21 protein-coding genes are annotated in these 18,061 nt (G+C 60.9%); 3 read left to right on the top strand and 18 right to left on the bottom strand.

Features of this window, described 5'->3' with window-relative positions; translation table 11 throughout:
- Nucleotides 1-24 precede the first annotated feature (24 nt).
- The gene (locus ACIPIZ_RS25150; RefSeq protein WP_082355459.1) at nucleotides 25-558 is read left to right on the top strand and encodes a PIN domain-containing protein; all 534 of its coding nucleotides are present in this window, start codon (nucleotides 25-27) and stop codon (nucleotides 556-558) included.
- 57 nt (nucleotides 559-615) lie between these two features.
- Here ACIPIZ_RS25150 and ACIPIZ_RS25145 read toward each other — a convergent pair whose 3' ends face one another.
- The 10 genes from ACIPIZ_RS25145 to ccmA form a co-directional block, all read right to left on the bottom strand.
- Nucleotides 616-1,020, bottom strand: coding sequence for a hypothetical protein (locus tag ACIPIZ_RS25145; RefSeq protein ID WP_016987493.1), 405 nt, complete (start codon nucleotides 1,018-1,020; stop codon nucleotides 616-618).
- A 25-nt stretch (nucleotides 1,021-1,045) separates the two neighbouring features.
- Nucleotides 1,046-2,248, bottom strand: coding sequence for a c-type cytochrome biogenesis protein CcmI (gene ccmI / locus ACIPIZ_RS25140; protein WP_105709429.1), 1,203 nt, complete (start codon nucleotides 2,246-2,248; stop codon nucleotides 1,046-1,048).
- The gene (locus ACIPIZ_RS25135) at nucleotides 2,245-2,715 is read right to left on the bottom strand and encodes a cytochrome c-type biogenesis protein (RefSeq protein ID WP_122855443.1); all 471 of its coding nucleotides are present in this window, start codon (nucleotides 2,713-2,715) and stop codon (nucleotides 2,245-2,247) included. Before ACIPIZ_RS25135 ends, ccmI begins: the two co-directional genes overlap by 4 nt.
- On the bottom strand, nucleotides 2,712-3,248 hold the full coding sequence (locus tag ACIPIZ_RS25130) for a DsbE family thiol:disulfide interchange protein (RefSeq protein ID WP_105709431.1): 537 nt from the start codon (nucleotides 3,246-3,248) through the stop codon (nucleotides 2,712-2,714). Before ACIPIZ_RS25130 ends, ACIPIZ_RS25135 begins: the two co-directional genes overlap by 4 nt.
- A complete protein-coding gene (locus ACIPIZ_RS25125) occupies nucleotides 3,245-5,233 on the bottom strand; it encodes a heme lyase CcmF/NrfE family subunit (RefSeq protein ID WP_401168042.1) in 1,989 nt (662 codons plus the stop codon). Before ACIPIZ_RS25125 ends, ACIPIZ_RS25130 begins: the two co-directional genes overlap by 4 nt.
- A gap of 3 nt (nucleotides 5,234-5,236) precedes the next feature.
- Entirely contained in the window at nucleotides 5,237-5,692 is a 456-nt protein-coding gene (gene ccmE, locus ACIPIZ_RS25120) for a cytochrome c maturation protein CcmE (RefSeq protein ID WP_105709433.1), read from the bottom strand.
- On the bottom strand, nucleotides 5,689-5,865 hold the full coding sequence (gene ccmD, locus ACIPIZ_RS25115; protein ID WP_064390881.1) for a heme exporter protein CcmD: 177 nt from the start codon (nucleotides 5,863-5,865) through the stop codon (nucleotides 5,689-5,691). The genes ccmE and ccmD overlap by 4 nt, the downstream gene beginning before the upstream one ends.
- On the bottom strand, nucleotides 5,862-6,617 hold the full coding sequence (locus ACIPIZ_RS25110; protein ID WP_122661528.1) for a heme ABC transporter permease: 756 nt from the start codon (nucleotides 6,615-6,617) through the stop codon (nucleotides 5,862-5,864). Before ACIPIZ_RS25110 ends, ccmD begins: the two co-directional genes overlap by 4 nt.
- A gap of 73 nt (nucleotides 6,618-6,690) precedes the next feature.
- Entirely contained in the window at nucleotides 6,691-7,359 is a 669-nt protein-coding gene (gene ccmB, locus ACIPIZ_RS25105) for a heme exporter protein CcmB (protein ID WP_034151525.1), read from the bottom strand.
- A complete protein-coding gene (gene ccmA, locus ACIPIZ_RS25100) occupies nucleotides 7,356-7,991 on the bottom strand; it encodes a cytochrome c biogenesis heme-transporting ATPase CcmA (RefSeq protein ID WP_064390879.1) in 636 nt (211 codons plus the stop codon). The genes ccmB and ccmA overlap by 4 nt, the downstream gene beginning before the upstream one ends.
- A 197-nt stretch (nucleotides 7,992-8,188) precedes the next feature.
- On the opposite strand from ccmA, the gene ACIPIZ_RS25095 reads away from it, so the two are divergent.
- On the top strand, nucleotides 8,189-9,763 hold the full coding sequence (locus ACIPIZ_RS25095) for a flagellar hook-length control protein FliK (protein WP_401168037.1): 1,575 nt from the start codon (nucleotides 8,189-8,191) through the stop codon (nucleotides 9,761-9,763).
- The gene (locus ACIPIZ_RS25090) at nucleotides 9,760-10,089 is read left to right on the top strand and encodes an EscU/YscU/HrcU family type III secretion system export apparatus switch protein (protein ID WP_105709436.1); all 330 of its coding nucleotides are present in this window, start codon (nucleotides 9,760-9,762) and stop codon (nucleotides 10,087-10,089) included. The genes ACIPIZ_RS25095 and ACIPIZ_RS25090 overlap by 4 nt, the downstream gene beginning before the upstream one ends.
- Nucleotides 10,090-10,186: 97 nt before the next feature.
- On the opposite strand, the gene ACIPIZ_RS25085 is transcribed toward ACIPIZ_RS25090, so the two are convergent.
- From ACIPIZ_RS25085 to ACIPIZ_RS25050, 8 genes are all read right to left on the bottom strand, one after another.
- Nucleotides 10,187-10,579, bottom strand: coding sequence for a DUF2802 domain-containing protein (locus ACIPIZ_RS25085; RefSeq protein WP_102900473.1), 393 nt, complete (start codon nucleotides 10,577-10,579; stop codon nucleotides 10,187-10,189).
- Nucleotides 10,580-11,065, bottom strand: a complete 486-nt coding sequence (locus ACIPIZ_RS25080) for a chemotaxis protein CheW (protein WP_007919980.1) — start codon at nucleotides 11,063-11,065, stop codon at nucleotides 10,580-10,582.
- Between the two features lie 90 nt (nucleotides 11,066-11,155).
- Nucleotides 11,156-12,109: a CheW domain-containing protein gene (locus ACIPIZ_RS25075; RefSeq protein WP_401168034.1), complete on the bottom strand. Its 954-nt coding sequence runs from the start codon at nucleotides 12,107-12,109 to the stop codon at nucleotides 11,156-11,158.
- Nucleotides 12,110-12,225: 116 nt separating this feature from the next.
- A complete protein-coding gene (locus ACIPIZ_RS25070; protein WP_007919990.1) occupies nucleotides 12,226-13,014 on the bottom strand; it encodes a ParA family protein in 789 nt (262 codons plus the stop codon).
- Nucleotides 13,015-13,057: 43 nt separating this feature from the next.
- A complete protein-coding gene (gene motD, locus ACIPIZ_RS25065) occupies nucleotides 13,058-13,948 on the bottom strand; it encodes a flagellar motor protein MotD (RefSeq protein WP_064390875.1) in 891 nt (296 codons plus the stop codon).
- A 12-nt stretch (nucleotides 13,949-13,960) separates the two neighbouring features.
- A complete protein-coding gene (locus ACIPIZ_RS25060) occupies nucleotides 13,961-14,701 on the bottom strand; it encodes a flagellar motor protein (protein ID WP_008077689.1) in 741 nt (246 codons plus the stop codon).
- The gene (locus ACIPIZ_RS25055; protein WP_122661532.1) at nucleotides 14,701-15,849 is read right to left on the bottom strand and encodes a chemotaxis response regulator protein-glutamate methylesterase; all 1,149 of its coding nucleotides are present in this window, start codon (nucleotides 15,847-15,849) and stop codon (nucleotides 14,701-14,703) included. The genes ACIPIZ_RS25060 and ACIPIZ_RS25055 overlap by 1 nt, the downstream gene beginning before the upstream one ends.
- A 49-nt stretch (nucleotides 15,850-15,898) precedes the next feature.
- On the bottom strand, nucleotides 15,899-18,061 hold a 2,163-nt coding region (locus ACIPIZ_RS25050; RefSeq protein WP_401168031.1), incomplete at its 5' end, for a chemotaxis protein CheA.

The raw sequence follows: 18,061 nt of genomic DNA, 5'->3' as shown, positions 1-18,061 counted from the left end.
CAATAAAGAGCCGATGCATGTGTTTTGTACCCAGCCCCATTGAGAGACTTTTTGATGTGGTTAGCCCTCTCAGGGCTATTCCGGGCACGATGGACCAAGGAGATTCACGGCGAATGGAAACGCAATCTGTTGAAGAACCGCACTGACCTGACAATCGAGCAATTGGATCGCACCTCGGAGCTGATGGATCAGGCGATTCCCGATGCCTGCGTCTACGACTATGAAAATTTGGTCAGTGGATTGTCATTGCCCGATCTGGATGACCGCCATGTTCTGGCAGCAGCGATTCGTTGCAATGCTGGCGTGATCGTGACGTTTAATTTGAAAGATTTTCCCGACAAATACCTCGCCCCTTTCGGTATTGAGGCGCAACACCCGGATGAGTTCGTCGAAAACCTGTTTCATCTGGATTCGGCAGCCGTTGTCGCAGCCGCGCAGCACCAACGCAAACAATTGAAAACACCCACGATGGACGTCGAATCGTTTCTGAGTTTGCTACAACGTCAGGGGTTGAAGAAGTCGATTCAAGCGCTCGGCAGCTACCGCGCGATCCTGTGAAATCACCAGCGCAATCGACAGACAAAAAAAAGGCGATCCGAAGATCGCCGTTTTCATTTACTGCCCGAACTGCTTGCCCAGTCCCGGTGGCACGCCGTGGATGTTGGTGTCTTCCCACGGGCCGTTGGGGCTGACGGACCGGCTCCAGCCGTTGTTCCAGCGGTAGTAGGTGCGCTGGCGGTAGAAGGTGTTGGTCTGGTCGTCGAGGACGTAGACGCCGAGTTTCTGATCCCAGTGGCTGTTGCCGCCCGGTGGTGGGGCGAAACTGGCCGAGGTGCGCGGCACGGGTTTGGCCGGTTTCGCCGGGATGCTTTTGCCTGGGGTCGGTGACGTCGATGGCGTCGGGCTCGGTTGCGACGGCGGAATCGGCGGCAGGTTGGTGGTCGGTTCCGGTCGTTGCACCGCACATGCACTCAAGCCCAGGGCCAGTGTGAGGACTGTGATTCGGGCGATGGTGTGCATGGCGGTGCTTTCCTGTTGTGTCCGGCTATTTGTCCGGGCTGTCGATGGTCAGTTTTTGTAGCGCAGTGGTGCTGCTGGCCAGTGGGCCGCTGCGACCGACCCACTCGCCGGCAGTCGGTTGGCCGGCGCGGGAGATGCGCGCAACCAGTTGGACTTCAGGGAAGTTCGACAGTTTCAACTGCGGCATCATTGCGTCGGCATCGCCCAGTTCGACGGTGACTGGCAGATCGGCCACGGTCAGGCGTTTGGCCGCCAGCGGTGCCGGCGGGCCGGACGTGGCGCGGGCGAAAATGAACACGCTGTCACCCGGCTGCACTTTGCCTTTGAGCTCGCTGGCCAGATCGACGCTGACTTTCAACAGCGCAGTTTTTGCGGCTACCGGTGCCTGAGCGACTTTGCCGCCACTGGCTTCCAGACGCTCGGCGGCACGCTTGATCCCGCCTTGCAGCGCGGCGCGGGAACTGTCCTCCGGCGGCAGTTGCGCCAGCAAGCGGTTCCAGTAATCGATGGCTTGCTGATAACGCTCGCCTTCAAACGCAGCGATGCCAAGCAGACCGAGGCTGGTGACTTCTTTCGGATCGGCCTTCAGCGCTTCGTCGGTCAACGCCTGGATCTTTGCCGACCACTTTTTGCCGTCAGCAAAATACTGCGCCTGCGCCCATTGACCGAGCAGTTCCGGTTGACGTCCGGCCAGATTGGCAGCGCGTTCGAACATCTTCGCTGCGTCCGCCGGACGCTCTTGCGCCATGTAGGTACGGCCGAGGAAATACAGGCCTTCGGCAGAGTCCGGCTGTGCCGCGACGGCACGCTCCAGACGCTGGGTCATCTCTTCCATCGACTGCGGTGCCTGGGCGAATTCGCGGGTCAGTTCGACCTTGTCGGCAGCACCGAAATGCAGATACAGGCCCAGGCCCAACACTGGCACAAGGACTGCCGCCAGCAGCGGCAATGGTTTACCCAGTTTCGAGATGCGCGGTGCGGCAACCCCTTCGGTATCTGCCAGCAACTCACGCGCCGCCTCGGCGCGGCCGCTGTCCATTTGCGCAGCGTCGAGAACGCCTTCGGCCTGTTGCGCTTGCAACTCGGCGACACGCTCCTGATACAACGCGACGTTCAGGGCAGTCCGATCCTCTTCACGCTGGGCGCGACGTTCGCGCAGCACCGGGATCAGCAGAAAACTCAGGGCGACCAGAAGCAACAGCCCTGCGGCAAGCCAGAAATCAATCATTCTTGGTTTTTATCCAACAGTTGGTCGAGGCGCTGACGCTCTTCGCTGGACAGCGCTTGCGGAGTTTCGGCGCGCTGGCCGCGACGACGGCGGACGATCACCGCGATCACCACCAGACCACCGAGCAGCAGGCCGGCCGGGCCGAACCACAGCAGCGCAGTCTTGGCGTTGAGCGCCGGTTTGTAGCGGACGAAATCACCGTAGCGATCAACCATGAAGTCGATGATCTGCTGATTGTCCTTGCCTTCGCCGAGCATGCGGAAAATCTCTTTGCGCAGGTCGGCGGCAATCGGCGCGTTGGAGTCAGCGATGTCCTGGTTCTGGCACTTGGGGCAGCGCAGCTCTTTGGTCAGCTCGCGGAAACGCTCACGGTCGCCTTCTTTGGCGAACTCGTAGGTGTCGATGGCGGCATGGGCGACACCGGCCAGACTCAAGCCCAATACCAGCGCCGCTAAAAAACGCTTCATGGCGTGGCCTCATCGACCAGCGCCTGATACTTGGCCGCGAGTTTTTCGCGCCAGACCTGCTCGTCGATCACGCCGACATACTTGTCGCGGATGATGCCCTTGGCGTCGATGAAGAAGGTCTCCGGCGCGCCGTAGACACCGAGATTGAGGCCCAGCGAGCCTTCGTCGTCACGAATGTCCAGCACGTACGGATTGTGGAATTCGGCAAGCCACTTCAAGGCGTCGGCATTGGTGTCCTTGTAGTTGATGCCGTAGATCACCACGCCGCGCTCGGCGAGTTTGTTCAGCACCGGATGCTCGACCCGACAGGAAATGCACCAAGTACCCCAGACGTTGACCAGCGCCGGTTTGCCGAGGATGTCGGCCTTGGTCAGGCTCTTGTCGCCCTGCACGTTTGGCAGGGAAAACTCCGGGAACGGCTTGTTGATCATCGCCGACGGCAACTCCGCCGGATCGAGGTACAGACCGCGATAAAGAAATACCGCCACCAGCAGGAAAATCGCCAGTGGCACCAGCATCAACCAACGTCTCATGCAGCCGCTCCTGTCATGCCCAGCGCTTCACGCACCTTGGCTTTCACCTTGACCCGATAACGTCGATCCAGCGCCGCCAGCAAACCACCGAACCCGGTGAGCAAACCGCCGAACCAGATCCAGCGCACGAACGGTTTAACGTGCACCCGAACCGCCCACGCGCCGTTGTCCAGCGGCTCGCCCAATGCGACATACAAGTCACGAGTGAAACCGGCGTCAATGCCCGCTTCGGTCATTACCGAGTTCTGCACGGTGTACAGACGTTTTTCCGGATGCAGCACGCTGATTTCCTTGCCATCGCGAATGACCCGAATGGTGCCTTTGTCGGAGGTGAAGTTCGGCCCTTCGAAGTGCTTGGCGCCTTCGAAGACGAAGTGATAACCGGCCAGGTCCATCGACTCGCCCGGCGCCAGACGCAGATCGCGTTCGGCACTGTTCTGACTCGACAACACCACGCCCAGCGCACACACGGCGATGCCGAGGTGGGCAATCTGCATGCCCCAATAACTGCGGGTCAATGTTGGCAGGCCTTTGATCAGGCCTTTGTGACGGGTCTTGTCGACGATGTCACGGACACCGGCGAGCAACACCCATGCGGCGAGCAGGAAAGTCGCGATCACTGCCCAATTGAAATCGCCATAAGCGACACCGGCAACCACCACCAGCGCAACGCTACCCAACAGCACTGGGGTCAGCATGCTCGCCAGCCATTTCACCGGCGTGTCCTTCCAACGGACGATCACGCCGACCGCCATGACCAGCATCAGCAGCGCCATCAACGGAATGAACAGCGCGTTGAAGTACGGCGGGCCAACCGACATCTTCGCGCCGCTGAGGGCATCGAGAATCAGCGGGTACAGGGTGCCGAGCAGGATCATCGACGCAGCCACCACCAGCACCAGGTTGTTACCCAGCAGCAGGGTTTCCCGCGACCACAGGTTGAAGCCGACCTGACTCTTCACGACCGGTGCGCGCAGGGCGAACAGCGTCAGCGAGCCGCCGACCACAAACAACAGGAAGATCAGGATAAACACGCCGCGCTCGGGATCGGAGGCAAACGCGTGCACTGAGGTCAGTACACCGGAACGTACGAGGAACGTCCCGAGCAGGCTCAGTGAGAACGCGGCAATCGCCAGCAACACCGTCCAGCTCTTGAACACGCCACGTTTTTCCGTGACCGCCAGCGAGTGGATCAGTGCGGTGCCGACCAGCCATGGCATGAACGAGGCGTTCTCCACCGGATCCCAGAACCACCAACCGCCCCAGCCGAGTTCGTAATAGGCCCACCACGAACCGAGGGTGATGCCGATGCCGAGGAAGGCCCAGGCGACGATGGTCCATGGACGCGACCAGCGTGCCCACGCCGCATCAAGACGACCGCCCATCAACGCGGCGATGGCGAAAGCGAAGGCTACCGAAAAACCGACGTAGCCCATGTACAGCATCGGCGGGTGAACGATCAGGCCGATGTCTTGCAGCAGCGGATTAAGGTCAGCGCCGTTACTGGGCATTTGCGGCAGGATGCGTTTGAACGGGTTGGACGTGAGAATCAGGAACAGCAGGAAACCGGTGCTGATCATGCCCATCACCGCCAGCACGCGAGCGAGCATGACTTGCGGCAACTGCCGGGAGAACACCGACACGGCGAACGTCCAGCCACCGAGAATCAGCGCCCACAGCAACAAAGAACCTTCGTGGGCGCCCCACACCGCGCTGAATTTGTAATACCACGGCAACGCGGTATTGGAGTTGTTCGCGACGTAGGCGACGGAGAAGTCGTCGGTCATGAACGCGTAGGTCAGAATGCCGAACGCGAACAGCAAAAAGGCAAACTGCCCCCATGCGGCCGGCTGGGCCAGACTCATCCAGAAACGGTCACCGCGCCATGCCCCAACCAATGGCACCACGGCCTGCACCAGCGCAAAGCACAGCGCCAGAATCATCGCCAGGTGGCCCAACTCAGGAATAAAAATTGCCGACGTCATCGATCAACCCTCCTTTGCAGGCGTTGGTGCGGATTGACCGCTGTCTTTCAAGGCTTTGGTCACTTCCGGCGGCATGTACTTCTCGTCGTGCTTGGCCAGCACTTCATCGGCTACCACTACGCCATCGGCGTTGATCTTGCCCAGCGCCACAATGCCCTGCCCTTCGCGGAACAGATCCGGGAGGATGCCGCGATAGGCGATGGTCACGGATTTGTTGAAGTCGGTGACGACGAATTTGACGTCGAGCGAATCCGGCGAGCGTTGCAACGAGCCGGCCTCAACCATGCCGCCAGCGCGGATGCGCGTGTCTTGCGGTGCTTCGCCATTGGCGATCTGGGTCGGGGTGTAGAACAGATTGATGTTCTGCTGCAGGGCGCTGAGGGCCAAACCGACGGCAGCGCCGACCCCGACCAGAATGGCCAGAATGATGATCAGACGTTTCTTGCGCAGCGGATTCACTTGCCGTTCTCCCGGCGCAGACGACGCGCCTCTTGTTGCAGATACCGCTTGCGGGCCAGGATCGGCGCCGCCACGTTGAAAGCCAGCACCGCCAGACAGATGCCATAGGCCGACCAGACATACAGGCCATGATGGCCCATGGCGAGGAAGTCGCCGAATGAAGCAAAACTCATCGAGCGGCCTCCAGGCTGCGCTGCACTTGTTCTTTCACCCAACTGGCGCGGGCTTCGCGCTTGAGTACTTCGAGGCGCATGCGCAGCAACAGCACGGTGCCGAAGAAGCAGTAGAAACCCAGCACGGTCAGCAACAGCGGCAGCCACATCTCGGCGGGCATCGCCGGTTTTTCCGTGAGGGTGAAGGTCGCGCCCTGGTGCAGGGTGTTCCACCACTCCACCGAATATTTGATGATCGGGATGTTGATCACACCGACGATGGCCAGCACCGCGCAGGCCTTGGCGGCGCTGTCACGGTTGCTGATGGCATTGCCCAGCGCGATCACGCCGAAATACAGGAACAGCAGAATCAGCATCGAGGTCAGGCGCGCGTCCCAGACCCACCACGAGCCCCAGGTCGGTTTGCCCCAGATCGCCCCGGTGACCAGCGCCACGGCGGTCATCCACGCGCCGATCGGTGCGGCGCATTGCAGGGCGACGTCGGCCAGTTTCATTTTCCACACCAGCCCCACCACACCGCAAACCGCCAGCATCACGTAGATCGACTGAGCGAGCATCGCGGCGGGTACGTGGATGTAGATGATGCGAAAGCTGTTGCCTTGCTGATAATCCGGCGGCGCGAAGGCCAGGCCCCAAACGACGCCGACGCCAATCAGCAGCAACGCTGCGATGCTCAACCACGGCAGGAACTTGCTGCTGATGCCGTAGAACCACTTGGGCGAGCCGAGCTTGTGAAACCAGGTCCAGTTCATACTGTTTCCATCACGGATGCTCTTCGCTATGAAGAGCCAGGGTCTTTACTGATCAAAAAATGATCAGACCTCATTATTCGCCGACGCTGATCTTCAGGCCAGCGGCTATTGCAAAGGGTGTCAGGGTGATCGCCAGAGCGGTCAGGCTACCAAGCCACAGCAGATACCCGGTCGCCGGCATGCCTTGGAGGGCGGCCTGCAAGGCGCCACTGCCGAGGATCAACACCGGGATGTACAACGGCAGAATCAGCAGCGCCAGCAACAGGCCGCCACGTTTCAAACCGACCGTCAATGCCGCGCCCACCGCGCCGAGCAAGCTCAGCACTGGTGTGCCCAACAACAACGAAAGCAGCAAAACCGGCAGGCAGGCGACGGGCAAACCGAGCATCAACGCCAGCAAGGGTGAGAGCAAAACCAGAGCCAGACCGGAGAAAAGCCAGTGTGCCAGCACCTTGGCCAAGACCAGAAGTGGCAGCGGGTGCGACGAAAGGACCCACTGTTCCAGGGAGCCGTCTTCGAAATCACTGCGGAAAAGCCCGTCCAGCGAGAGCAGGACCGACAAAAGCGCCGCCACCCAGACTAACCCGGGGGACAGGTTTTGCAACACTTGAGTTTCCGGGCCGACGGCCAGCGGGAACAAAGCAATGACGATAGCGAAAAAAATCAGCGGATTGGCGAGTTCCGCCGGGCGGCGAAACAGCAGTCGGGATTCACGGGCAACCAGCAGGCCAAACACACTCATACTGCCCAGTTCCCCAGATCGATGTCGCGATAACCGGCCGGCATCCGGCTCAGTGTGTGGTGCGTGGTCAAGACCACCAGACCGCCGCGCTCACAGTGTCCGGCCAGATGTTCTTCGAGTTGCGCCACGCCCTGCTTGTCGAGGGCGGTAAACGGCTCATCGAGAATCCACAGCGGCGGGCTGTCCAGATACAGGCGCGCCAGCGCCACGCGGCGTTGCTGACCGGCAGAAAGACTGTGGCAGGGAACATCTTCGAAACCGCGCAATCCTACTGCTGCCAAGGCTTGCCAGATGGCGTCGCGTTCGGCGGGATGATGCAGGGCGCAGAGCCAGGAGAGGTTCTCTTCCGGGGTCAGTAGATCCTTGATCCCGGCGGCGTGGCCGATCCACAGCAGGTTGCGTGCAAGTTCGCTGCGCTGTTCGGTCAGCGGCCGGCCATTGAGCAGGACCTGACCGTCGGTCGGCTGCATCAGCCCGGCCAGCAAACGCAATAAACTGGTTTTACCGCTGCCGTTGGGCCCGCTGATCTGCACCATATCGCCACTGGCGAGTCTCAATTCGAGATTTTCGAAGAGCAGCCGCAGATCACGCTCACACGCGAGGGCAACGGTTTGCAGGACAGGACTGGTCAAGGGATCACGGGCCTTATACGGTTCAAGTCGGCTCTGGCGCGGCCGTTAAAGAGGTGCAGCATAAATGCATTGACGGCTCGATCCAGAGAGCTGGGTCAAACAATTGCTATGTTTTTTATTCGAAGCGCAAGACGGGCGGCATTATACATGGCGTGCCTTACTCTCAAGAGTGCATTTTCCTCAGGTTGTGTCCGCGTATGACAGGCGAAATGAACATCCTCCCGCTCCCGCCCACCACCCCGGCGACAGTTCGCCCGCAGGTGGGTGAACTGCTCAAGCTGCTGACTCCGGTCGAGGGCTTGATCGGCGCCGGGCAAAGCGCCAAGGCTGAGGTGTTGTCGCTCAAACAGGCGGATCAGACCTTTCAGTTATTGCTCAAGGTGACTGTCGACGGCGGCCGTCAGACCACCGTGCAAGCGACCAGCAACCTGCCGTTGCCGCAAGGCACCAGTCTGGCGATCACTCAGCCCTCGGCGGGCAACCTGGCGATTACCGTGCAGCAAGCGATTGCCAGCAGCGTCGCCGCCCTCACCCGCATTGACACCGCGCAATTGCCGGTCGGCACGCTGCTGCAAGGCAAAGTGCTGACCTCGCAGGCGCTGCCACAGACGCCGGGGCAAGCAGCAGTGTTTCGCTCATTGGTCAGTCTGCTCAACACCGCACAGAGCGGCAGCACGCTGACCATCGACAGCCCGCAGCCGCTGCGCATCGGCACTTTGCTTTCGGCGTTGGTGGAAGATTCACAAACTCTCAAGTTTCTGCCCATGAGCAGCCGTCAGGAACAACTGGCCGTCAGTCAGCAACTGCTCGGCCAGCAAAGTCGTCAGGCATCCCTGACAGGGTTGCTGAGTGCTTTGCAGAATCTGCCGAGCGATACCGATCAGACATCGCAGGATTTACGCGCGGTGGTCGACAAACTCCTTGCCAGCCTCCCGGACGTGCAACAACTGAGCACCGCCAAAGGCGTCGCACTGGCGCTGGCCAACAGCGGCGCGTTCCTCGAAGCCAAACTGCTGACCGGGCAGAACCCTACGCTGGCCCCGGACATGAAAGCCGATCTGCTCAAGCTGATCGCGCAACTGACCCCGGGCCTGCCGAGCAGCACCAGTTTCAACGCGATCATCGCCGCCAACACCCTGGCGCAAGCGCTGCCGAGTTTCGTCCGCAACGCCCTCGGCATGCTCGGCCAGGTCAGCGCCAAACCGGTACCGAGCAGCTTCCCGCTGCCCGAGCGTTTGCTGCAAAGCCTGGGCGGCGAAGGTGATCTGGAACAGTTACTACGCCTCGCCGCCGCAGCGGTTTCGCGCCTGCAAAGCCATCAGCTGTCGAGCCTGGAACAGACCGGCGTCACCGACGACGGACGCCTGCTCAGCACCTGGCAACTGGAAATCCCCATGCGCAACCTGCAAGACATCGTGCCGCTGCAGGTCAAGTTCCAGCGTGAAGAAGCGCCGGAGCGCGAACCGCAACCGAACGAGCGTCGCGATGAGCGCGAGCCGAAACAGCAACTGTGGCGTGTAGACCTCGCATTCGACATGGAGCCGCTCGGGCCGATGCAGATTCAGGCGCAGTTGATTGCCGGCAGCCTGTCGAGCCAACTGTGGGCCGAACGGCCGTACACCGCTGACCTGATCGAAAACAACCTGTTCGCCCTGCGCCAGCGCCTGCTTGATCGCGGGTTGAACGTCGGCGACATCGACTGCCATCTCGGCACCCCGCCGCAAGGCAACCAAACCCGTCTCGAACATCGCTGGGTCGACGAAACCGCATGAACGATTCCACTGCCCCACGCCAGGCCATCGCCCTCAAATATGACGGCAACCACGCGCCGACGCTCACTGCCAAGGGTGACGAAGAACTGGCCGAAGAAATTTTGCGCATTGCTCGCGATTGCGAAGTGCCGATCTATGAGAACGCCGAGTTGGTGCGCTTGTTGGCGCGGATGGAACTGGGCGACAGCATTCCCGAGGAGCTGTACCGGACGATCGCCGAGATCATCGCGTTTGCGTGGAATCTGAAGGGCAAATTCCCTGAGGGGCAGGACCCGAATGCGCCGATGGTCGAGAAGGACGTCACCGAGCGTGGGGATGATTATTAAGCCCTGAAAGCAAAAGATCGCAGCCTTCGGCAGCTCCTACAGGAAAACGCATTCCAATGTAGGAGCTGCCGAAGGCTGCGATCTTTTGATCTTGCTGCTAGTTCTTGTGAAGCTTGCGCATCAATTCCGCCTCAGCCTGGGTCAACCCACACGACTGAGTCAGCTCATCAACGCTCGCACCCATGCCCACCAGTTTCGCCGCCTGGGCGAATGACAGGCTCGATGGATCGCGCTGTTCCAGCTGAACGATTTTGTCCGGCAACGGACTGACTACCGCGCGCAGTTCGTGCAGGGCTTCGCCCATGCGCACGTTGCCGTTCTGGTAATCGTCGACACGCTTGGCCAGGTCCTTGATGCGCTGATCACGCAGCGCATCGCCCTGAGCCTGTTGCGCAGCGATTACCCGCTGCGCCTTGATGTACGACACAAACATTGCCAGTGTGCCTGCCCAGAATAGGAACAGGACAATGACCGCAACTTCGAGAATCAATCAGATATTCTCCAGGTCCGACCATTCTTCTTCGCTCATCATCTTGTCCAGCTCGACCAGGATCAGCAACTCGTTGTTCTTGTTGCACACGCCCTGGATGAACTTGGCCGACTCTTCGTTACCGACGTTCGGCGCAGTCTCGATTTCCGACTGACGCAGGTAAACCACTTCGGCCACGCTGTCGACCATGATGCCAACGACTTGCTTGTCGGCTTCGATGATGACGATACGGGTGTTGTCACTGATCTCGCCGCTGTTCAGGCCGAAGCGCTGGCGGGTGTCGATCACGGTGACCACGTTACCGCGCAGGTTGATGATGCCCAGCACATAGCTTGGCGCGCCCGGCACCGGAGCGATCTCGGTGTAGCGCAGCACTTCCTGCACGCGCATCACGTTGATGCCGTAGGTTTCGTTATCCAGTTTGAAGGTAACCCATTGCAGGATCGGATCTTCAGAACCTTTTGCATTCGTCGCCTGACTACTCATACCCTGACCCCTCGAAAAAACCGCGCTGGGCGGTGTGTGTTCTGTGTGGCGGCATTCAACAATGCCGTCGCCTGATTGTTATGTCGGCTGCTATGTCGGTTTATGTAGCGGCTTGTGGCCGCCGAGGTGCTTTGCCCCACCGCTGGCGATCAACTCGGCCAGTGCGGAAACGTCAAGCAATGCACACATGTGCTCAATCACGGTGCCGGCGAGCCATGGCCGCTGACCCCGGTGACTTCTCCATTTGATTTCATTCGGGTCCAGACGCAACGAGCGGCTGACCTGATGCACCGCCAGCCCCCACTCGTAACCTTGTACCGAAATCACATACTGCAAGCCCTGACGGAAGTCATCGCGATAGCGATCCGGCATGACCCAGCGCGCGGTGTCCAAGACTTTCAGATTGCCGGCCTGGCTCGGCAGGATCCCGAGGAACCATTCCGGCTGACCGAACAGCGGCGTCAGCTCGTGGCCGGCCAGCGAATAGATCGAGCCGAGGCACACCAGCGGCACCGCGAGGGTCAGGCCGGCGACGTCGAACAGCAGGCATTCGAAGGCTTCAGAGGCCCAGGCCGGGCGACCATCGGTTTCCACCGGTGGCGGCGTGTTGTTCGGCGGCAGATGCACTTCGACCAGCGGCGGGACCAGCGTCTGCTCGATCGGTGCGGGTGCAATCGGTGCCGGTTCGACCGCTACCGGTTCCGGCGCGGTTTTCAGTAACTGGGTTTGCAGCAGCGGTGCCAGTGTCGACACCGATGCGCGAACCGGCTCGGCTGCTTCGATCAATGCAATCGGTGCTTTGGTCACCGCTGCGGCGGCAGGCGCGGCAACCGGCGCAGCAGGCCGGGCAGCCTTCTGCGCATCACGCGCCTGCTCTTCCAGCACCGCTGCCTGGAACTCGTCCAGCGCCTCAGTGCTTTCGACAACTTCAGGCTGCGCCTCAATGACCGGCGGCAGCTCCTCAGGAATTTCCTGCAGCAAATTATCCAGATAAGACTGCAACGCCAATTGCGGCTTCGACGTCAACTTGAGCGGCCGATTCATACGCAACCCCAGGTAGGAGCTGCCGCAGGCTGCGATCTTTTGATCTTTTCAGGAACGCCACAAAGCAAGATCAAAAGATCGCAGCCTGCGGCAGCTCCTACAAGGTTCAACGTCATTCAAGCCACCTGCGGAACAAGTTGTTGCGCCAACAGGTGCTTGAGCAGCGCGCGATACGCCAGCACGCCACGGCTCTTGCCGTCGAATTGCGAAGGCGTGACACCGGCCCGGCTGGCATCGCGCAGACGAGTATCGACCGGGATGTAACCCTGCCAGATCTCCTCGGGGAATTTGTCCCGCAGCACGCGCAAGGTATGCATCGATGCCTGTGTACGGCGGTCGAACAGGGTCGGCACGATGCTGAACGGCAGCGCCTGTTTGCGCGAACGGTTGATCATCGCCAGGGTGTTGACCATGCGCTCCAGACCTTTGACGGCCAGGTGTTCGGTCTGCACCGGGATCACCAGCTGCTGGCTCGCCGCAAGCGCATTGACCATCAGCACGCCGAGCAACGGCGGGCTGTCGATCACCGCGTAATCGAAGTCCTGCCACAGTTGCGCCAGACTCTTGGCGATCACCAGACCCAAGCCACTCTGCCCCGGCGACTGACGCTCAAGGGTCGCCAGTGCGGTGCTCGATGGCAGCAGGGAAATTCGCTCGTCGCTGGTCGACAACAGCAACTGCCCCGGCAGGCCTTGCGGCACGCTGCCCTTGTGCAGAAACAGGTCGTAGTTGCTGTGTTCCAGGCTGTCGGGATCGTAGCCGAAATAGCTGGTCATCGAGCCGTGGGGGTCGAGATCGACCACAACCACGCGCTTGCCCGCCTCGGCCAGCAATCCGGCTAAAGCGATGGAAGATGTGGTTTTACCGACACCACCCTTTTGATTGGCGACTGCCCAGACTCTCATTCAGTTCGTTCCTCCCGGCCGATATGCTCGACCGAGACATAGCTCAGCGTGTTAATGCGGGTGACGGAGAATTGACGGCACTCTCGCGTCCCGGCGTCTTGACCGGGGTCGGTGCAGTTTGTGTGCCAGCACGCTTCAACGCAGCGTCCGGTTGCGCGTTAGCGGTTCCGGTGCCCGTGAGGCTGCGACGTACATCGAGATTGCGCGAGACCACCAGAACCACCCGGCGGTTTTTCCCCCGGCCTTCAGCGGTAGCGTTGTTGGCCACCGGTTGAAACTCGCCGTAACCCACCGATGCCAATCGGCCAGGGTTCACACCCTGCATCGCCAGCATGCGCACGATGCTCGCCGAACGCGCCGAAGACAGCTCCCAGTTGGTCGGGTACTGCGCGGTGCGGATTGGCTGATCGTCAGTGAAACCTTCAACGTGGATCGGGTTATCAAACGGTTTCAGAATCGCCGCCACCTTATCGATGATGTTGAAGGCGATGTCGCTCGGCATGGCGTCGCCACTGCCGAACAACAGGCTGGAGTTGAGTTCGATCTCGACCCACAGCTCGTTGCCACGCACAGTCATCTGGTTGGAGCTGATCAGGTCACCGAAGGCGGCGCTGATGTCATCGGCGATGCTTTTCAGCGGATCGCTGGCGCCGGCGATACCGGCGTCGATCTGCTCGGCGTCCTTGACCAGTGGCTTGGCCGGGGTCACGGTTTTCGGTCGTTCGTCGCCGATCTGGATCGGTTTGAGCGCGCGATCGGAGTCTTTGAAGACGCCGACCAGCGCTTCGGAAATCTCTTTGTACTTGCCTTCGTTGATCGACGAAATCGAGTACATGACTACGAAGAACGCGAACAGCAACGTGATGAAATCCGCGTAGGACACCAGCCAGCGCTCGTGATTGACGTGTTCTTCCTGATGCCTGCGACGAGCCATGAGGTTATTCCCTTAATCCATGAAGCCTTGCAGCTTCAACTCAATGGAGCGAGGGTTTTCACCTTCGGCGATCGACAAAATGCCTTCCAACAACATTTCGCGATAACGCGACTGCCGCAACGCGATTGACTTCAATTTGGCTGCCACCGGCAGCAGGATCAGGTTGGCACTGGCCACGCCATAGATGGTCGCGACAAAAGCCACAGCAATGCCGCTGCCCAACTGGGTCGGATCAGCAAGATTGCCCATCACGTGGATCAGGCCCATCACCGCACCGATGATGCCGATGGTCGGCGCGTAACCGCCCATGCTTTCGAAGACTTTCGCCGCTTCAATGTCGCGCGCTTCCTGGGTGTAGAAATCCACTTCAAGGATGCTGCGGATCGCTTCCGGCTCAGCGCCGTCGACCAGCAGTTGCAGGCCTTTGCGCGAGTAGTTGTCAGGTTCGGCATCCGCCACGCCTTCCAGACCGAGTAGGCCTTCCTTGCGCGCAGTGAGGCTCCAGTTGACCACGCGATCAATGCCGCCGGCCAAGTCCACACGCGGCGGGAAGAAGATCCACGCCAGAATCTGCATGGCGCGTTTGAACGCGCTCATCGGCGATTGCAGCAGTGCGGCACCGATGGTGCCGCCCAGTACGATCAATGCCGCCGGGCCGTTGGCCAGCGCACCGAGGTGACCACCCTCAAGGTAGTTACCACCGATGATGGCGACGAACGCCATGATGATCCCGATAAGGCTTAAAACATCCATCAGATACACGCCTCGACAATGTGCTTGCCGATGTCGTCGAGGCTGTACACCGCGTCGGCGAGGTCAGCTTTGACGATAGCCATCGGCATGCCGTAGATCACGCAACTGGCCTCATCCTGCGCCCAGATCGAGCTGCCACCCTGCTTGAGCAGGCGCGCGCCTTCACGGCCATCGGCGCCCATGCCGGTCAACACCACCGCCAGAACTTTGTCGCCGTAGGACTTGGCTGCGGAACCGAAGGTGATGTCCACGCACGGCTTGTAATTCAAACGCTCGTCACCCGGCAGAATCTTCACCGCGCCACGGCCGTCGATCATCATTTGCTTGCCACCCGGTGCCAACAGCGCCAGGCCCGGACGCAGGATGTCGCCATCCTCGGCTTCCTTGACGCTGATGCGGCAGAGCTTGTCGAGACGTTCGGCAAAAGCCTTGGTGAACGCCGCCGGCATGTGCTGGATCAGCACGATCGGCGCCGGGAAGTTCGCTGGCAACTGCGTCAACACGCGTTGCAGCGCAACCGGGCCGCCCGTCGACGTACCAATGGCAACCAGTTTGTAGGCTTTGCGTTTCGGCGCGGGCGACGAAGCGCTGGCGGCCGGGGCGCGAGTCGGTGCCGGCGCTGGAGCCGGACGTGCCGGCGCGCTGGTGCTGTGACTGCTACCGTGGCTGCCGAAACTCGACGGCGCCGGAGCAGGCGTCGGTGCTGGCGCAGCCACTGGAGCCGGCGCGCTGTAAGCACTGAAACGACGATTACTGCGCGAGATGCTATGGACCTTCTCGCACAGCAGTTGCTTGACCTTCTCGGGATTGCGCGAGATGTCTTCGAAATTCTTTGGCAGGAAATCCACCGCGCCGGCGTCCAGCGCATCGAGGGTGACCCGGGCGCCTTCGTGCGTCAGCGAGGAGAACATCAACACCGGGGTCGGGCAGCGCTGCATGATGTGCCGCACCGCCGTGATGCCGTCCATCATCGGCATCTCGTAGTCCATGGTGATCACGTCCGGCTTGAGCGCCAGCGCCTGATCGATCGCCTCTTTACCGTTGGTTGCGGTGCCGACCACCTGAATGCTCGGATCCGCAGAAAGAATTTCCGAGACGCGGCGGCGGAAAAAACCCGAATCGTCCACCACCAGGACTTTGACTGCCATAAACACTCCATTAGGTGCAGCGGGACGTCATCGCCCCGCCGCCCCGGATTCAAATACGCCGTGCGGCGTAACGCTTGAGCATGCTTGGAACATCGAGAATCAGCGCGATGCGGCCGTCACCGGTAATGGTGGCGCCGGACATGCCCGGAGTGCCCTGCAGCATTTTGCCCAATGGCTTGATGACCACTTCTTCCTGGCCGACCAGTTGATCGACGACGAAGCCGATCCGCTGCGTGCCCACCGAAAGGATCACCACGTGGCCTTCGCGCTGCTCTTCGTGAGCGGCGGAGCTGACCAGCCAGCGCTTGAGGTAGAACAATGGCAGCGCCTTGTCCCGCACGATCACCACTTCCTGACCGTCGACGACATTGGTGGTCGACAGGTCGAGGTGGAAGATTTCGTTGACGTTGACCAACGGGAACGCAAACGCCTGATTGCCGAGCATGACCATCAGGGTTGGCATGATCGCGAGGGTCAGCGGCACCTTGATGACGATCTTCGAGCCCTGGCCCTTGGTCGAGTAGATGTTGATCGAACCGTTGAGCTGGGAAATCTTGGTCTTCACCACGTCCATGCCGACACCACGGCCGGACACATCGGAGATCTCGGTCTTGGTCGAGAAACCCGGGGCGAAAATCAGGTTGTAGCACTCGGTATCGCTCAAGCGATCGGCCGCGTCCTTGTCCATCACACCGCGTTTTACCGCGATGGCACGCAGGACGTTCGGGTCCATGCCTTTGCCGTCATCGGAAATCGACAGCAGGATGTGGTCGCCTTCCTGCTCGGCCGCCAGCACCACGCGACCGCCACGGGCCTTGCCCGACGCTTCGCGTTCTTCCGGCGACTCGATGCCGTGGTCGACGGCGTTGCGCACCAAGTGGACCAGCGGGTCGGCCAGGGCCTCGACAAGGTTTTTGTCGAGGTCGGTTTCTTCACCCACCAGTTCCAGGTTGATCTCTTTCTTCAGCTGACGCGCCAGATCTCGAACCAGACGCGGGAAGCGCCCGAAGACCTTCTTGATCGGCTGCATCCGCGTCTTCATGACGGCGGTCTGCAAGTCAGCCGTGACCACGTCGAGGTTCGACACGGCCTTTTGCATGGCTTCATCGCCGCTGTTCAGGCCCAGGCGCACCAGACGGTTACGCACCAGTACCAGTTCGCCGACCATGTTCATGATTTCGTCGAGACGTGCCGTATCGACGCGCACGGTGGTTTCGGCTTCGCTCGCCGGTTTTTCCGCTGGCGGTGTCGCCGGCGCACGGGCCGGAGCCGGTGCAGCAGCGGCAGCCGGTTTTGGCGCTTCGGCTTTCGGTTCAGGCTTGGCAACAGGCTTGGGCGCTGGCGCTGCGGCCGGCGCCTTGGCAGCAGGCGTGGCGACGGTCGAAGCACTGCCAGCAGCGGCGGTGCCGACTTCGGTGAACTTGCCTTTGCCGTGCAATTCGTCGAGCAGCGATTCGAACTCGTGATCGCTGATCAGATCGCTGCCGGCCGCCGCCGCAGCCGGTGCGGCTGGCGCAGGTGCCGAGGCAATCGCCGACTCCAGCGCATCCACGGCAAAGTTGCCCTTGCCGTGCAACTGATCGAGCAAGGCTTCGAATTCATCGTCGGTGATGTCGGAGCTGTCGCCCTTGGCCGGTACCGCAGGGGCTGCTGCAACTGGCGCAACCGCGTCCACGGCGAACTGGCCCTTGCCGTGCAACTGATCGAGCAACGACTCGAACTCGGCATCGGTGATTTCATCGCTCGCGGCTTCATTGGCCGTTTGCGCAGGTGCAGCAGCGGCCGGGGCTTCGGCTTCGGCCTTGACGGCGTTCAGCGAATCCAGCAGCTGTTCGAATTCGTTATCGGTGATGTCGCCCGACGCGTCGCCTTCGACGACCAGTTCTTCGATCATCTCGGCCACCGGCGAAGCCGGAGCAGCGTCTGCCGATTGCGGTTCGGCCAGGCGCGCCAGGGCGGCCAGCAGTTCCGGGGTGGCAGCAGTGATCGGCGCACGCTCGCGGACTTCGCTGAACATGCTGTTCACCGCGTCCAGTGCTTCGAGGACAACGTCCATCAGTTCTGCATCAACGCGACGCTCACCCTTGCGCAGGATGTCGAACACGTTTTCGGCGATGTGACAGCACTCCACCAGCTCATTGAGCTGAAGGAAGCCGGCGCCCCCTTTTACAGTGTGGAAACCGCGAAAAATTGCGTTGAGCAGATCTGCGTC

It is taken from the genome of Pseudomonas sp. NPDC087690, from assembly GCF_044743175.1.
Classification (GTDB): domain Bacteria; phylum Pseudomonadota; class Gammaproteobacteria; order Pseudomonadales; family Pseudomonadaceae; genus Aquipseudomonas.
The sequence above is the reverse complement of the archived record's forward strand: the minus strand, read 5'-3'. Positions and strand labels throughout refer to the sequence as shown.

Bases quoted from the DNA above. Each gene is read 5' to 3' on its own strand.
- motD (WP_064390875.1), bottom strand. From the start codon at position 13,948: ATGGCTCGTCGCAGGCATCAGGAAGAACACGTCAATCACGAGCGCTGG.
- ACIPIZ_RS25055 (WP_122661532.1), bottom strand. From the start codon at position 15,849: ATGGCAGTCAAAGTCCTGGTGGTGGACGATTCGGGTTTTTTCCGCCGC.
- ACIPIZ_RS25090 (WP_105709436.1), top strand. From the start codon at position 9,760: ATGAACGATTCCACTGCCCCACGCCAGGCCATCGCCCTCAAATATGAC.
- ccmD (WP_064390881.1), bottom strand. From the start codon at position 5,865: ATGAGTTTTGCTTCATTCGGCGACTTCCTCGCCATGGGCCATCATGGC.
- ACIPIZ_RS25145 (WP_016987493.1), bottom strand. From the start codon at position 1,020: ATGCACACCATCGCCCGAATCACAGTCCTCACACTGGCCCTGGGCTTG.
- ACIPIZ_RS25080 (WP_007919980.1), bottom strand. From the start codon at position 11,065: ATGAGTAGTCAGGCGACGAATGCAAAAGGTTCTGAAGATCCGATCCTG.
- ACIPIZ_RS25135 (WP_122855443.1), bottom strand. From the start codon at position 2,715: ATGAAGCGTTTTTTAGCGGCGCTGGTATTGGGCTTGAGTCTGGCCGGT.
- ACIPIZ_RS25125 (WP_401168042.1), bottom strand. From the start codon at position 5,233: ATGACGTCGGCAATTTTTATTCCTGAGTTGGGCCACCTGGCGATGATT.
- ACIPIZ_RS25070 (WP_007919990.1), bottom strand. From the start codon at position 13,014: ATGAGAGTCTGGGCAGTCGCCAATCAAAAGGGTGGTGTCGGTAAAACC.
- ACIPIZ_RS25110 (WP_122661528.1), bottom strand. From the start codon at position 6,617: ATGAACTGGACCTGGTTTCACAAGCTCGGCTCGCCCAAGTGGTTCTAC.
- ccmB (WP_034151525.1), bottom strand. From the start codon at position 7,359: ATGAGTGTGTTTGGCCTGCTGGTTGCCCGTGAATCCCGACTGCTGTTT.
- ccmI (WP_105709429.1), bottom strand. From the start codon at position 2,248: ATGATTGATTTCTGGCTTGCCGCAGGGCTGTTGCTTCTGGTCGCCCTG.
- ACIPIZ_RS25075 (WP_401168034.1), bottom strand. From the start codon at position 12,109: ATGAATCGGCCGCTCAAGTTGACGTCGAAGCCGCAATTGGCGTTGCAG.
- ACIPIZ_RS25060 (WP_008077689.1), bottom strand. From the start codon at position 14,701: ATGGATGTTTTAAGCCTTATCGGGATCATCATGGCGTTCGTCGCCATC.
- ACIPIZ_RS25130 (WP_105709431.1), bottom strand. From the start codon at position 3,248: ATGAGACGTTGGTTGATGCTGGTGCCACTGGCGATTTTCCTGCTGGTG.
- ACIPIZ_RS25095 (WP_401168037.1), top strand. From the start codon at position 8,189: ATGACAGGCGAAATGAACATCCTCCCGCTCCCGCCCACCACCCCGGCG.